This window comes from Paenibacillus sp. FSL K6-1122 (genome assembly GCF_037977015.1).
Classification (GTDB): Bacteria; Bacillota; Bacilli; order Paenibacillales; family Paenibacillaceae; genus Paenibacillus; species Paenibacillus amylolyticus.
In genome coordinates this window covers 6964868-6979316 of record NZ_CP150272.1, presented here as the reverse complement: position 1 = coordinate 6979316, position 14449 = coordinate 6964868, and the positions used below count along the sequence as shown (strand labels likewise).

The 14449-nt window shown below is 46.4% G+C and carries 10 protein-coding genes; 4 read left to right on the top strand and 6 right to left on the bottom strand.

Features of this window, described 5'->3' with window-relative positions; genetic code table 11:
• Window positions 1–57 precede the first annotated feature (57 nt).
• Both NSQ20_RS31015 and NSQ20_RS31010 read right to left on the bottom strand, forming a co-directional pair.
• Entirely contained in the window at window positions 58–1503 is a 1446-nt protein-coding gene (locus NSQ20_RS31015; protein WP_036671776.1) for a DEAD/DEAH box helicase, read from the bottom strand.
• Between the two features lie 223 nt (window positions 1504–1726).
• The gene (locus NSQ20_RS31010; RefSeq protein ID WP_036671774.1) at window positions 1727–2083 is read right to left on the bottom strand and encodes a hypothetical protein; all 357 of its coding nucleotides are present in this window, start codon (window positions 2081–2083) and stop codon (window positions 1727–1729) included.
• 434 nt (window positions 2084–2517) lie between these two features.
• Between NSQ20_RS31010 and NSQ20_RS31005 the strand changes: the two genes are divergently transcribed.
• Window positions 2518–3456: a macrolide 2'-phosphotransferase gene (locus tag NSQ20_RS31005; protein ID WP_338707369.1), complete on the top strand. Its 939-nt coding sequence runs from the start codon at window positions 2518–2520 to the stop codon at window positions 3454–3456.
• 150 nt (window positions 3457–3606) lie between these two features.
• Here NSQ20_RS31005 and NSQ20_RS31000 read toward each other — a convergent pair whose 3' ends face one another.
• Window positions 3607–5901, bottom strand: coding sequence for a 5'-nucleotidase C-terminal domain-containing protein (locus NSQ20_RS31000; protein ID WP_340031492.1), 2295 nt, complete (start codon window positions 5899–5901; stop codon window positions 3607–3609).
• A 262-nt stretch (window positions 5902–6163) separates the two neighbouring features.
• Here NSQ20_RS31000 and NSQ20_RS30995 point away from each other — a divergent pair, with 262 nt between their 5' ends.
• The gene (locus NSQ20_RS30995; RefSeq protein ID WP_133386336.1) at window positions 6164–7126 is read left to right on the top strand and encodes an endo-1,4-beta-xylanase; all 963 of its coding nucleotides are present in this window, start codon (window positions 6164–6166) and stop codon (window positions 7124–7126) included.
• Between the two features lie 137 nt (window positions 7127–7263).
• Here the strand turns inward: NSQ20_RS30995 and NSQ20_RS30990 are convergent, their stop codons facing one another.
• The 3 genes from NSQ20_RS30990 to NSQ20_RS30980 all read right to left on the bottom strand — a co-directional run bounded on the left by NSQ20_RS30990 (window position 7264) and on the right by NSQ20_RS30980 (window position 11906).
• Complete coding sequence (locus tag NSQ20_RS30990; RefSeq protein WP_340031491.1) at window positions 7264–8424, bottom strand: MFS transporter; 1161 nt, start codon at window positions 8422–8424, stop codon at window positions 7264–7266.
• 312 nt (window positions 8425–8736) lie between these two features.
• Window positions 8737–10077, bottom strand: coding sequence for a glycoside hydrolase family 30 protein (locus NSQ20_RS30985; protein ID WP_340031490.1), 1341 nt, complete (start codon window positions 10075–10077; stop codon window positions 8737–8739).
• 311 nt (window positions 10078–10388) lie between these two features.
• Window positions 10389–11906: a leucine-rich repeat domain-containing protein gene (locus NSQ20_RS30980; protein WP_340031489.1), complete on the bottom strand. Its 1518-nt coding sequence runs from the start codon at window positions 11904–11906 to the stop codon at window positions 10389–10391.
• Between the two features lie 381 nt (window positions 11907–12287).
• Here NSQ20_RS30980 and NSQ20_RS30975 point away from each other — a divergent pair, with 381 nt between their 5' ends.
• Complete coding sequence (locus NSQ20_RS30975; protein ID WP_340033072.1) at window positions 12288–13178, top strand: diacylglycerol kinase family protein; 891 nt, start codon at window positions 12288–12290, stop codon at window positions 13176–13178.
• Window positions 13179–13325: 147 nt separating this feature from the next.
• Window positions 13326–14243 (top strand): aldo/keto reductase family oxidoreductase, encoded by a 918-nt coding sequence (locus tag NSQ20_RS30970; RefSeq protein WP_062836622.1) that lies wholly within the window; start codon window positions 13326–13328, stop codon window positions 14241–14243.
• Window positions 14244–14449 lie beyond the last annotated feature (206 nt).

The window sequence follows — 14449 nt, the reverse complement described above, 5'->3', positions numbered from 1 at the left end:
AGAAAAGAGTCCACTATCCCTGTTTGAATTTCTAGTTATTTGACCGTGTTTAGCAAACTATTTATGACCTTTGCGAACCTTAAGCTGCATCTTTTTGATCGTTATGTTTTGCATGAGCTCCAGTACGAGAGGGCCTTTGCCGTTCAGGATCTCTACATCCGTCACATTATCCTGAATCGTAATGATCCCGATATCGTCTGCTGTAACCCCTTCAAGCTTGGCGATGGTACCTACAAAGTCAACGGCACGAAGTTTCTTCTTCTTGCCTCCGTTGAAGTTCAGCTTCATGATCTGTTGGTTCAACTGTTCACGCTTGTCCTTTTTGCGTTCAGGTACAATCTTCAATCGCTTCTCAAAATCTTCTCTGCGGCGATCTACAGCTTCTTCGGAAGGTGCTTTCACAACAGGGATTTCGAATCCAATATAGGATTCAATCTCGGCGAGACGTCTGCCATCTTTCGGTGTAATCAACGTAATGGCTTTACCTGTTTTGCCTGCGCGACCCGTACGGCCTGTACGGTGAACATATCCCTCTTTTTCCAAAGGAATATCGTAGTTGATGACATGGGTAATATTCGTGATATCAATACCACGTGCGGCTACATCCGTCGCGATCAGATAGCGGAATTGTCCCCGTCTGAATGCGTTCATCACTTCGATCCGCTCATCCTGCTCCATACCACCATGGATACGATCTGCTGGGTAGTCAAGGTCAGCCATAACCCGGAACAGTTTATCCACATTCTCCTGCGTACGGCAGAACACAATGCAGCTATCCGGATTTTCCACAATGAACAAGTCTTGAAGCAGTGCGGTTTTGTTCACCTCTGGTATGTTAATCACAGCATGTTCAATCGTGGCTGTTGTCAGTCCACTTGCCTTGATCTCAATCTCCACCGGTTTGTTCATGTATTTGCGTGACAGCTTGGCTACATCTTCAGGGAACGTAGCGGAGAACAACATCGTTACGCGCTCCTGCGGCAGTTTCTGAATGATGGACTGTACTGTCTCAATAAAGCCCATATTCAACATCTCATCCGCCTCGTCAATGACGAGATAGGCAATCCGTTCGAGTGGCAGCGTGCCGCGTTCGATATGATCCAGTACCCGACCTGGTGTACCAACAGCCACGTGTGTTCTTTGTTTTAACTCTGCTTTTTGGATATGAAAAGGGGACTGTCCGTATAGTGCGGTTGCTTTAATACGCTTAAAGCGGCCGATATTCGTAATATCTTCGTTAACCTGCAAAGCTAGTTCCCGGGTTGGTGTAAGAATCAAAGCCTGTGGCTTATTCTCATTCCAATCCACCAGCTCGCAAAGTGGAATGCCGTAAGCAGCTGTTTTACCACTACCTGTCTGTGATTTGACCACAAGATCCTGATTCTCTAGTGCTACCGGAATAACTTTGGTTTGAACCTCGGTTGGTGTCTCATAGCCCAGACTGTCCAGTGCTTTTACGATCTCTTCACCAAGTCCATAATCTTTAAATTGTTGCTCGCTCATCGTTTACCTCTTTTGCGTTAGTTTTTGTACAATTATTGCACCGTACATTTATCGTATACCTCTTCATTATACTCTATATGCAGGCAGGCTAACGGAGTAAATGCTTCAAGTGTGTAAATTGTTTTCATAATTCCTGATTTGAGGGAGCAACGTTTGTTGCTATTCGTATGTGTATCATAACGTTCCACGTGAAACGAAATGTATCGGCGTATTTTGCTTGGTGTTAATGAATGACCATTTTTACAGCCTTGGTTTGGGGAGGGTAAGATTGAGCAATAACTCCATTGCTCCACACCTCTGCACTTCGACCAACGAGTGTCTCATCCAAAGAGACGGTGACAATCTCTTCTTCGATGATGAGTTCGGCGTCCTTGCTGAGAGAGACCCAAATCGGTCCAGAATCAACACCGTGATCCTCTTTATTCTCTATGAGTACCTGACCTCTTTCTTCCTCAAAATCCGTAATAATTCCTCGCACATGTGGCTTCTCTTTCCCTTGTTCTACGGACTTCTCTGCACATCCAAGGGTTAACAGGAGCATGATGACTGGTAGTAAGGATAACCTTCGTGCAATGGACATTGGGTTACTCACCTCTCATCCTTTTTAATGCATCTATAACTATGGACGTTACCTGAGGCGACGAAGTTCCTGTATATCAATAAAAAGAACCAAAATCATTTGATTCAGTCTGGAACTGAAATTTGGAATATGTTAGCATATGGGTAACTTACTGAACGGAGGGATACGTGTGCAAAATTTTTCCCGATTGAGATAGTGTGGCGAAAAACGTCTATTTACGCTTGCTGTTTACTGCCTGTGTGCAGTTCATCGGGATCGGTTTGCCATTTTACACGTATGCCGCTAGTCGTCGTGAAAGAATCACTCTTTGAAGTGGTTCTTTGATGTACTACTATTTTTTTGTGAGCATTCAGGTATGCCAACATCCGAAATGAACTGCACAGGCGAACATGTCTGTGTTTTTTATTTTATCAAGGAAAAGGGGAGTACCTGATATGTCAAAACCGAACTTGAATGAGAATTTGGCAATTCAAAAGGAACTATTATCTTTAGCAAAACAGAACGGACTTCTTATCGTTGAGGAATCCTTAGAGATCAACGAGTCGGGGATGGATTTTCGTGTAGCATTCGCCACGGATGAAGAAGGCCGCAGATGGGTTCTGCGCCAGCCGCGACGCGAAGACGTATGGGAGCGAGCCGAGAATGAGCACAAGGTGCTGGATGTGGTCCGAGGAAATATACCCGCACAAGTACCGGATTGGAGGATCTTCACGCCAGAGTTGATAGCTTATCCTTTACTTGAAGGTGATCCGATCGCAGTTGTGGATCCCGCAGGGGGAGGGTATGTATGGCGATTCACTCAGGAGGGCTTATCTGATACATTCCTGGATTCACTAGCTACGACTCTCGCCACACTGCATAACATCGATCCCGACAAGGCGAAGAAAGGTGGAGTGCGGATCAAGACACCTATGGAAGCTCGCAAAGAATTTGCAGCCAATATAGAGGAGATTAAGCAGAATTTTACGGTGCCAACCAAGTTGGTTGAACGCTGGACGGTATGGCTTTCTATAAATAGCTATTGGCCTCAGCACTCGGCGTTCATCCATGGTGATCTGCATCCGCCGCATATTATTGTCGATGATGCCCAGCGAGTAACTGGACTTATTGATTGGACGGAAGCGGAGATTGCAGATCCGGGTAAGGACTTTGTCATCTACTACGCACTCTTTCAGGAGGATGGGCTGCGTGAGCTTTTGAGTCGTTATGAGAAGGCAGGGGGAAGAACATGGCCCCAGATGCTGGAGCATATTCGGGAGCAGTGGGCAGCCTATCCTGCAATTGTTGCCAAGTTTGCACTAATTACGGGGAAGGAGTCGGACATGGAGATGGCGAGAGGCATGCTTGCGAATTGGGATGTGAAGAGAGGTTGAGTATTAAAGGTATATATAATTCGTTCACCCGTTATGGCACGTACTCTCGCATAACGGCTCCTTAACATAACAAAGGGCGATCCCGACCATGAGTTCCATGGGAGAATCGCCCTTTTGTTTTTCGTTAAGCGTGGTGCGTCACGATTTTACCTATTTCAAAATACTCACGTATTTCCCGTATACAAATGCTACACGTCCATCCAGCTTCACTTTTACCCAGCCATACTTGTCTGTACTGATCACCTCAAGCAGGGTGCCCTTTGGTACCGCAGCAACGACCTTCGCTTTGGATGAAGCGCCAGCGCGTACGTTCAGGTAAGACGCTGTAACCTTGGCTTGTTTGCCTTTGGTGACAGTTCCTGGTTTACCCGTGCTTGGTGTGGATGGTTTGCCAGGTTTCGACGTGCCTGGAGTTGGTGTTGGTTTTGGTACTGTTGGCGTTGTCGGCTTCTCAGGTGTAGGAGTAGTTGCTCCCTCACCACTACCTACTGCTTTGCGAGCCTTGTTCAGCTGTTGATAGAATGCTCCCTTGTTTTTCACGCCTGCGAATTGTGCTGCACTCACACCTGCTTTGGCAGATAGTGTATCAATCTCTTCTTGAGTCACCGCATCCAAAATGTTAATGGAGGCAATGTTGGTGTACTTGCCATCTTCCGTTGTTGGCACAGACATAATGCCATCGTTAATTAACTCCACCACATCTGCACGCTCCGGTGCAGTCAGGTCTACGCCGGTGATTTTCCAGTTGCGTTGAATCTTCGGTTCGTAGACACCTTCCATGACATCTTTCAGATAGGCGATGGACAGGTTGCGAATCGTGCCTTGAATCTCACCAAATGCCGAGGCGTCCTTGGAGGACCAGAGTTGCTTGAACTTACGCCCTTCCATGGCGCCACCTTTGGCAATCAGCGCTTCCATCCGGTAGGCATTCATACCGAGCTTCAGCGTATCGTCTTCTTTGACAACTGATCCATTGCTGTACTTGAGATTTGTAATCCGACTACCGTATGGCTTGGTCAGGTCAATCTCATATGTTACGCCGCCGAAGAAATCATCGGTGCTGTATTTGGAAGCACGTCGTTTCGGATCAAAGCTGACGGTCACATCACCCGGGCGTGTGGAGTTGAAGTACCCCGCAGACCACTCCATATAATCCATTAGATCGCGTCCGGTTACTTCATATACGGTCACTTCACCAAAGGTGTATTGGTAGTTGAATGCAATATCCTTTTTCTTAATCGGGCCTACATCCAGCTTGGCTTTGTCGTTATCAATCTGATGCGCGACCACATCGGCATCACTGTAATGCAACATCACTTCGGTGAAAAAATCAGACAAAGGTGTTTCCTGGATCTGCACCGCAGGGATACCCTTAATCTCATCAGCAGGGACCAGGTTCGTTCCTTTCAGTTCAGCCACTTCAATGTTGGCATCGGCACGAGCGAACTCGTGGAATGGGTGCAAAGTCTCTTCCAGCGCAGGATCGGAGACTTCATACGTTCCGTCGGCTGCTTTTACAGCGAGTGCTTGAGCTTCTTTGCTTTTCAGCACAACTTTGTCGCCGTCTTTTTCAAATGTCAGATCGATTCGTGAAATATGTGAGCCATATTTATTCGGTTCGGAGATCAATACGCCGTTAACCGTTTGGGATTCAATCAAAGTATGCATGTGTCCGGCAAAAATGGCAGCCAGCTCTGGGTTGGCATTGGCGATATCCGTCACTCCGGTTCCCGGATTACCGTTCTCGTTGTCCAATCCCATATGCATGAGTCCAACCATGACATCAACTTTGCCTTTCAGCTCAGCAATGGCCTTCTTGGTCTCTTCCACAGGATCTTTGACGATGATGCCGTCCAGGTGATCCGTGCCTTTTTCAAATTCGGTAATCATAGGTGTGTTCATTCCGATAACACCCACTTTGATTCCGTCTTTCTCGATAATCGTATAGGCAGGCATGTAGCGGTCGCCGTTTTCTTTGAAAATGTTACCCACGAGAGGCTGTCCATTGAATTGGGAAGAGATCTTCTCCAGTACGTCCAGTCCAAAGTTAAACTCATGGTTACCCATAACCCATGCGTCATATTTCATTTCGTTCATTGCAACCATCATGGGAGATTGAGGTTGATCATTGAATAACTCAGCCGAGTTATCCTGAATCATGTCTCCTGCATCCAGCAGGATCGTATTGGGATTCTCCGCACGGACTTTTTTCACAATGGTGTAGAGCTGTGTCATGCTACCGGTTGGGTTTGGACCGTCCAGAGCATAGTCCCACGGCATGAATCGACCATGTATATCCGATGTACCCAGCAACGTAATCTTGGTCTCCTTGTCTACCTCAGCAGCCTGAACCGGAGTTGAAGTAAAAGGGGCGAACAAAATGGAGGCACATAAGAGGAAAGATAAAGGCCATCCGGCGAATCGTTTCGTTGAAATTTTGCGCATGTTGTAATCTCCCTTGTTATCTAGTGTGTGTAAAGATATGTATCATTTCATACTAGATAAACATGTGGTGAATGTAAACTCCAATGTAAGAGTTATGTTGGATTTAAGAGAGTGAATCTATAAATAACTTCAGAAAAAGCATTTAGATCTATTTTTTTACAATAAAATACTATAATTTGACAGGTGTTAAAAACCAAAATTATCCAGTAAAATGATGTTTGTAAGCGCTTTACAAAAAAATGAATACTAAGGAGGAAAATCATTGATTAAGTCTAAGTGGTTCAAAACAGTCGGCTCACTGGCATTGGTAGGGATTCTCGCTGCTTCTGTTGCGGTTGGTAGTGTGAGCGCTGGTCTGGCGAAAGGTAGCAAATTTCTGGGCAATATTATTGCCAACCAGGTTCCTTCGAATTTTAGCCCGTATTGGAATCAGGTAACTCCGGAGAACTCTACCAAGTGGGATGCTGTTGAAGGCACACGCAACGTAATGAATTGGGGCCAGGCGGACATGGCCTACAACTATGCTAACAACAACGGGTTCCCGTTCAAGTTCCATACGCTCGTATGGGGAAATCAACAGCCAAATTGGATTAACAGTCTCTCAGCCGCAGATCAGAAGGCTGAAGTGACACAATGGATTAAAGCCGCAGGACAACGGTATTCGAAGTCTGCCTTCGTTGATGTGGTGAATGAACCTCTGCATGCGAAACCATCCTATCGCAATGCCATTGGTGGAGATGGGGCAACGGGTTGGGATTGGGTTATCTGGTCATTCCAACAAGCGAGACAAGCCTTCCCTAACTCCAAATTGTTAATTAATGAATATGGTATTATCGGTGATCCTGCTAAAGCGGACCAATATATCCAGATTATCAACCTTTTGAAAAACAGAGGTCTAGTTGATGGTATTGGAATCCAGGCGCATTACTTCAATATGGACAACGTTTCTGTGAGCACGATGAACACGGTATTGAACAAACTCGCAGCGACAGGGTTGCCAATCTATGTATCCGAGCTGGATATGACAGGTGACGATAATACACAATTGCAGCGTTATCAGCAGAAATTCCCTGTGCTGTGGAAACACTCTGCTGTTAAAGGTGTGACGCTGTGGGGTTACAACCAGAATCAAACCTGGCAGGCTGGCTCCCACTTGGTCAATAGCAACGGTACAGAACGTCCAGCTATGCAATGGCTGAGAAATTACCTGGCGAACAATCCTTAAGCGTGCGTTTTGACGAGTCTGAGCATCCTTTGTAAATCCGGTAATCATATAACACCAAATAGCGCATGTTCCACATGTTAAGCATGGGAACATGGCGCTATTTGTGTTAATGCTTTGTCTCAACAGTGTTCGGCAATTTATGGTGCAGGGAAGCATTTGATTTTAATCCAGATCAATACAAAAGCGATCAGTGCAAATATCATTCCGCTCCAGATCAATTGATGTATTCCCAGGTTCGCGATAAACCATCCGCCGATGGCAGTACCCAAGGTAATACCGAGGTTGGAAAAGGATACATACAAGCTGTTGCCAAATTCGGGCGCGTCCTGCGCTTCAGCGGTTAACCAGGTTTGGCTTACAATTAATCCTCCCGAATGCACGGATGCCCAGAGGATGACTACAATAACCATCCACATGAAGTGAGGACCAGCCCAATAGACGAGTGCGTAAGCTGCTATATAGAGCAGGGGGAACATGAGAACAGTACGGACCACGCTCTTACGCAGAAACTGTCCAAACCCCAAATTTCCGATGATCATGACGACACCAAAGACAGTCAGCATGACACTGATCCATGATCCGCTCATGTGAGTGACCTGTCCAAGATACTCGGCGAAATAGCTGTATACGGAGAACATGGCGGCGAATATAAAAATGACTGCGGCAACATTCAGCCATAATCCAGGTTTGCGCAGAATACCGAGTTGCTTGCCATAGGACATCTTTTCCTTCACGGGCATCGAGGGTAACCAGATCCATATGCCGATCAAAGCGACCACACTGACCATCGCTCCAAACAGGAAGGCGATTTCGAGGGATAGCCGTTCAGCAAGATACGATGTCAGTGGCACGCCAAAGGCAAAGCCTGCGGTGACTCCGGTGAACACTTTGGCGACGGCCTGACTGCTTTTCTCTGCTGGTACGAGTTGGGCACTGGTGACCAGGGCTACGGAAAAAAAGACGGGATGGAATAACGCGGGAATGATACGGAAGATAAGCATGGTATCAAATGTTGTGGCGTAGGCATATACAACGTTTGAAATGGCAAACATCAGCACAGCGGTTAAAAGGATGATTTTGCGATTAATTCCGGACGCCAGCAAGGTGAGAAAAGGGCCCGCAATGGCTACGACTAGCGCAAATATACTGACCAGCCAACCTGCCTGTGCAGCCGAGATACCGAATTTATGCGCAACCTGAGGCAGTACCCCCACAATTCCCATTTCTGTTGTAATAATTCCGAATACCCCGAGTGCCAGCATCAAGATAAGCAGTGGATTGACCTGTTGTGATTTCATGTAAAGCGTACCTCCAATAAATTTAAATATACAGAAAAGTAGATATGTTATGCTGAAATGAGCCTGCCTTGCCTCCTATAATATGATGGACATGAGAGTAAGTTCTCTGGATTACATTATATCTAGATTTATAGATTTGTAAATATAAAAGGTGAAACGTCATATCTTTAAGTCGTCTTCTGCTTGTGTTCTACAGGAGTAATTATGCTGACAATAAGCATGGTCTGGCCCATAAAATAATAGCGCCGGCCCGGGGAATCCTTGGGGCCTGACGCTATTGATGTCCGCGTTTTTAACGATGTGTTGGATTAGTTATTTCGGTTGAATAACCATGCTGTTGAATGAATCGGCTTCCAGCTCCATGTGTAGGGTCTGTCCTTCTTCAAGGGTTAGATACAGGTCACGACGGTCCTGGAATGGATTGTTGATGACAATCACGAGACTGTTATCCGGGTTGCGGAAAGCAACGGATTTCCCGCTCCATGCGCCAGACAGGCCGACTCTTCGAGCACCAGGAACAATATGATGCGCGAAATGTTTCATCACATAATACTCGGGGTTCCGAGTAACCTCCTTATTGTCCGGATCTACGGTCATCATGGAGTTCTGCTCCCAGCCCCATGTGCTACGGCCTTTGGGTTCGAGAACCATGTTCCAGTAGATGTACGCGTTCACTCCGTTGCTGAAGTAATGCTGGTAGAGGTTATATACATACTTGGCATAGTTCCATGAGTTGTTGCCATCACCGCATTCGTTCTCGGTCTGCATATAACGCAGCTCCGGATAACTCGCCGAGGTACGTTGAATCGCATTTTTACCTGCCCATTGATACCCAACACCTTTGATATAGGAATAGGCCTTTGGATCACTCAGGACAAGCCCGGCGTACTCATCGAAGTCATTCGTTTTTTTCTTGATTAATTCTTCCCATGGATCAGGGGCGTTGATCGTTCCCAGCCAGATCTCCGTATCCAGACCGTGTTTGTCAAAAGCCGGGCCCAGATAATCGGCAATAAACTCACGAAGCTGCTCGCCTGTCCACATGCAAGAAGGAAATTTCTGATCTGCAATCACTTCGTTCTGCACATGCACCTGATGGATCGTAATGCCTGCGTCACGGTAAGCCTGTACAAACTTTACGAAATACAGGGCGTAGGCCTCCAGAATATCTTTCTCCCAGCGCAGTGTCCCATAGTTATAGGCTTTGGGCGACTTCATCCACGTTGGTGGACTCCATGGCGAGGCGAAGAATTGTAGGTTCGGGTTATAAGTCAGAGCTTCCTTGATGTAAGGAATCAGATATTTGAAATCACGTTTGATCGAAAAATGTTCCATGGCCACGTCGCCGTCCACCTCGTTGTGGCTGTACCACTGCTCTGCATAGTCACTTGCGCCGATCGGCAGGCGACAGATGTTAAACTTGTGCTCACCCTCCGGATGGAAGAGGGAATGGAATACCTCATGGCGCTGCTCCTCATTTAAGTGGGACAGAGCCATATAACCAAGCTCGTTGAAACAGCCACCAAACCCTTCCACAAGCTGGTGATCTTCACCCGTGAGTTTTAAGTTAGCGCTTTCATTTGTCGATACATAAGATAACTCTTTCCATGAGTTACCTTGGGTTGTTGAATAACCAGTGAATGTGAATGTCATATGAATTTCCCCCTCGCTTGAACTTCAGCTGTCCTATATATTAAGTTCAGTATACCAACTCCCGCGGCAAAAGAAGATAGGCTAAACCGTGTAAAATTTGCCCTAATCCAAGATAGAGTGTCACAAGTTCATGTCCGCACAGACAGATGGTATGCTGTATTTGCTTGAGATTGGCGATGTCCATATACCATTATCCAATGTCATAGCAAAACTGTCATGGCACAACAAAAATCCCCGCTGATTGTTCAGACGGGGACTTGCGCTATGTTTCTCATATTCTCTTATGGCTGTAAATGAACGTGGGACACAACTTAAGGCTGTACACTCTCACCAAGCTGTTTATTTTCAAAAATCAGAATCGTTTTGCTGCTTCCGATGTAACCAACAGAGGTATTGAATTGCTCCGAGATGAAGCGAACCGGTACAAAAGCTTTACCATCTTTCATCAGAAGAGGAGCATCATTGATCGCAAGTGTATCATTCACGACAACTTGTTTGTTACCCACGCTCCAGCGGATGGTCTTATCATTCTGTGTGATCACAGCTTCGCGCGTACCGCTGTTCCAGTTCACACGGGCGTTTAACTGCTCCGAGACAAAACGCAGAGGCACATAGGTCCGGCCTTCATCGATAAAAGGTGCAGCATCCAGTGCGTAAGCACGATCCCCAACATAGGCGGTGGTAGACCCTTCGATTAGACGCTGAAAGCTGCCCTGGGGCGTTCGTTTCTGCTCCCGCACATTCATCCGATTCAGAAGCTGCATAGTATGACTGCCACTCACAACATCCAGATAATTGTTCTGCACCGTGAGTCCGGCAGGCTCAACCTCTGAGACAGACGTCTGAATACCCGAGGATAACGAGGTAGACGCCGAGATATCCTGTATAACATTTGTCGCTGACTGATCACGGGTAAACGTAAAACCTGCGATCGGTGTCAGATCCCACACCCGGTTGTTGGATAATTTCAACACGTCCAGGCTGGAAAGTTGCCGTAAAGGTTCCAGATCATAGATCTGATTGGACTCTGCATTCAGCTCTGTCAGCCCAGTCAGTTCCTCAAGCCCCTTGAGATGCTGTACTTGGTTACCAGAGATATCAAGTGTCCGAAGGCGTGTCATATGCTCCAGTGGTGTCAGATCCGTGATTTGATTACCTGCCACATTCAGATTCCGCAGTGTATTTGGCAATTCAGCCAGTACGTCCAGCGTCTGAATCTGGTTATTCGCTACATTGAGTTGTTGGAGCCGTGTTTTACCCATGAGTGGTGTCAGATCGCTAATGGTATTGTTCGAAATCTCAAGCCACTTCAGTGCATCCGCATCCGAGAGGGCCGCAATACTGGCAATCTGGTTACCACTGGCGTGGAACGTATGTAATCGGTTGAACCCACGTACAACCTCTATGGAAGAAATGGAATTGTTGCTGATATACAGCCGTCCCAAGTCTTTTAATTCAGTAAGTGCGTCTATGGATGTAATGTAATTATTGCGAACATCGATCTCGCGAAGCTGGGTTAGGTGCGCCAGCGGTGTGAGATCCTCAATCTCATTCCCATATAATCGGAGGTGTGTCAGGTTGGTTGCATATTCGAGACCGGTCAGGCTGTGAATACCTGCATTGCTCAGATCTACCACCTCAAGCTGCTCCAGATCCGTTGAAGTTAATGGCACATCCAGAGGTTTGTTCAGGATTAACTTCAGTCCGTCCTCCAATGCGGGATCTTCAATGATTTCCTCGCCCAAGTCTGTAGTTGTGTAAGCCATGGCTTGCCCCGATGCCCCGAGACTCAGGATGAATACTAGAAATAATAGCGTCATTCTTCTCATTGCATGCATTCCCTCCGATTTTTAGAATTATAAAATAATCCGAACAGATTGAGTTAGTTAAGTATAGTATCTACACGATAACAGCAACCGGAAGGTTGTTCTGCCCACGGGAGTGTTCAGTGTGAATTGAAGAGTTTAACATATGCAGGTTCGGCTCAAAGCACATCTATAGTTATTAACCCGTCAACGGGAAAAAGGAACAAGGAATTTCGTAATGGCTATTTCTCTACTTCTATTCTATATGAAACAAACCCTGCTCTGCACTCTTCAGAGACATGTTTATCAAAAAAAATAGAACATCTCCCGCAGACCCTATTCAACCCACCCTTGAAACGGGTAAAGATGAAGTAAAGATGCCATTTTGGAGGGGAAGATGTGAGTATGCGCCAAGCCATGATCATTAGTAATCCATCGTCAGGTAAGGAAGAGGCCGAGCAGTATGTGTCCCAAGTCAGAGAAATTCTGGAGTCACAGCAGTACGAGGTGGTTGTTAATGAGACGGCCGGGGAAGGTGATGCCACCAACTACTGTCTGAGCGCTTGCAAAGACGGCTGTGATCTGGTCATCTCCATCGGGGGCGACGGTACACTGCATGAGACGATTAACGGCATGATGGATCAGGATCATCGTCCCCGACTGGGCGTGGTACCGCTAGGTACGGTGAATGATTTTGCGCGTGCGCTGAATATCTCGCTTGACCCGGAGGAGGCCATTAGGCAGTTACGTTCGAATCAGACCCATATCGTGGATCTGGGGAAAATCAATGATCGCCTGTTTGCCAACGTTGTGGCTGCAGGTTCTTTGGCAGAAGCTCTGTTCTCCGTATCCTCGGAAGAGAAGTCGAAGTTGGGATCATTCGCATATCTCAAAGAAGGCTTGAAAGACCTGGTGAATACACCAGCCAATCATCTAACCATCGAATATGACGGACAGATCTGGGAAGGAGAATCTCCCCTTTTTCTGGCGGCGCTGACCAATTCGGTTGGAGGATTCCAGAAGTTGTCCCCGGATGCTGAGGTGGATGATGGTCTGATACATTGTTTTGTTGTTCGTAACATCAGTGTGTTCAACAGCCTCACACTAGGTACTTCCCTGTTTTTTGGCAATCTGAAGGACCATAAGGATGTGGACTATTTTACAGCCAAAGAAGTTCATGTTCGCTCAGAAGAAGCCATTCGCACCAATGTAGATGGGGAAGAAGGTCCTGCCCTGCCGATTCACATCCGTGTCCTGCCAAGGCATATTGAGGTTATCATACCGGAAGAAGTATAACTTATTCTTTGGGATCTATAGGCTGGAATGAAGAACCTATCATTTCTCCATATGAATGTAGGATAAAGCTATTGAAACCGATTGCAGATATATGTCACAATCAAAGGTAAGATACACGATAATATTCGAATATGGAGGGAAAACATCTTGAGAACCATTAAATTGGGCAGCAGCGCACTAGAAGTACCTGTAGTCGCGGTGGGCTGCATGCGGATTAATTCACTAGACGGTAAGGAAGCCGAACATTTTGTTCGTTCTGCAATGGAGGTTGGCGCGAATTTCTTTGACCATGCCGACATTTATGGTACAGGAACATGTGAGGAGATCTTCGCCGAAGCGGTACAGATGAATCCCCAAGTTCGTGAAAATATGATTCTTCAATCCAAATGCGGTATCCGCAAAGGCATGTTTGATTTCTCCAAAGAGCACATCCTGAATTCAGTCGATGGCATCCTGCAACGTCTGAAGACGGAATATCTTGACGTTCTGCTGCTGCACCGTCCAGATGCATTGGTTGAGCCGGAGGAAGTGGCTGAAGCCTTTGATCAACTGGAGCGCGAAGGTAAAGTGCGTCACTTCGGGGTATCCAACCAGAATCCGAACCAGATCGAATTGTTGAAAAAATACGTGAAACAGCCACTGGTAGCCAATCAGTTGCAGATGAGTATTACCAATACGACGATGATTGACAGTGGCATCAACGTGAACATGGAGAACGATGCCGCGGTTAACCGTGACGGTAGCATTCTTGATTACTGTCGTCTGCATGATATCACCATTCAGCCGTGGTCCCCGTTCCAGTACGGATTCTTCGAAGGTGTATTCCTGGGTAGCGACAAGTTCCCGGAGTTGAATGCAAAGATCGACGAGATTGCTGCGAAGTATGACGTGAGCAATACAACGATTGCAATCGCCTGGTTGCTTCGTCACCCTGCACAGATGCAACCTGTGACAGGCACGATGAATATTGAACGTCTGCAAGACTGTGTAAAAGCAGGAAATGTTCATCTTACGCGTCCAGAGTGGTATGAAATTTACCGTGCGGCAGGCAATATACTCCCTTAAATTCAAGTTATAGTGAGCATTCTGACTGCTGAGTCAGTTGAGAACACGAGCCCGTAGATGGCTCGTGTTTTTTGTCTATTTTCAGGTTTGATGTCAGGCGTGTTTCCGATATAAAATAAGGATAGGATTGTCCGTTTTATAAAAGGATTAAAATGGTTTTAATACAAATTAGTTGAAATTATTATATTGACCGATACTTTCTAATT

Coding starts and splice junctions, on each gene's coding strand:
- NSQ20_RS31015 (WP_036671776.1), bottom strand. CDS start 1,503: ATGAGCGAGCAACAATTTAAAGATTATGGACTTGGTGAAGAGATCGTA.
- NSQ20_RS31010 (WP_036671774.1), bottom strand. CDS start 2,083: ATGTCCATTGCACGAAGGTTATCCTTACTACCAGTCATCATGCTCCTG.
- NSQ20_RS31005 (WP_338707369.1), top strand. CDS start 2,518: ATGTCAAAACCGAACTTGAATGAGAATTTGGCAATTCAAAAGGAACTA.
- NSQ20_RS31000 (WP_340031492.1), bottom strand. CDS start 5,901: ATGCGCAAAATTTCAACGAAACGATTCGCCGGATGGCCTTTATCTTTC.
- NSQ20_RS30990 (WP_340031491.1), bottom strand. CDS start 8,424: ATGAAATCACAACAGGTCAATCCACTGCTTATCTTGATGCTGGCACTC.
- NSQ20_RS30985 (WP_340031490.1), bottom strand. CDS start 10,077: ATGACATTCACATTCACTGGTTATTCAACAACCCAAGGTAACTCATGG.
- NSQ20_RS30980 (WP_340031489.1), bottom strand. CDS start 11,906: ATGAGAAGAATGACGCTATTATTTCTAGTATTCATCCTGAGTCTCGGG.
- NSQ20_RS30975 (WP_340033072.1), top strand. CDS start 12,288: ATGCGCCAAGCCATGATCATTAGTAATCCATCGTCAGGTAAGGAAGAG.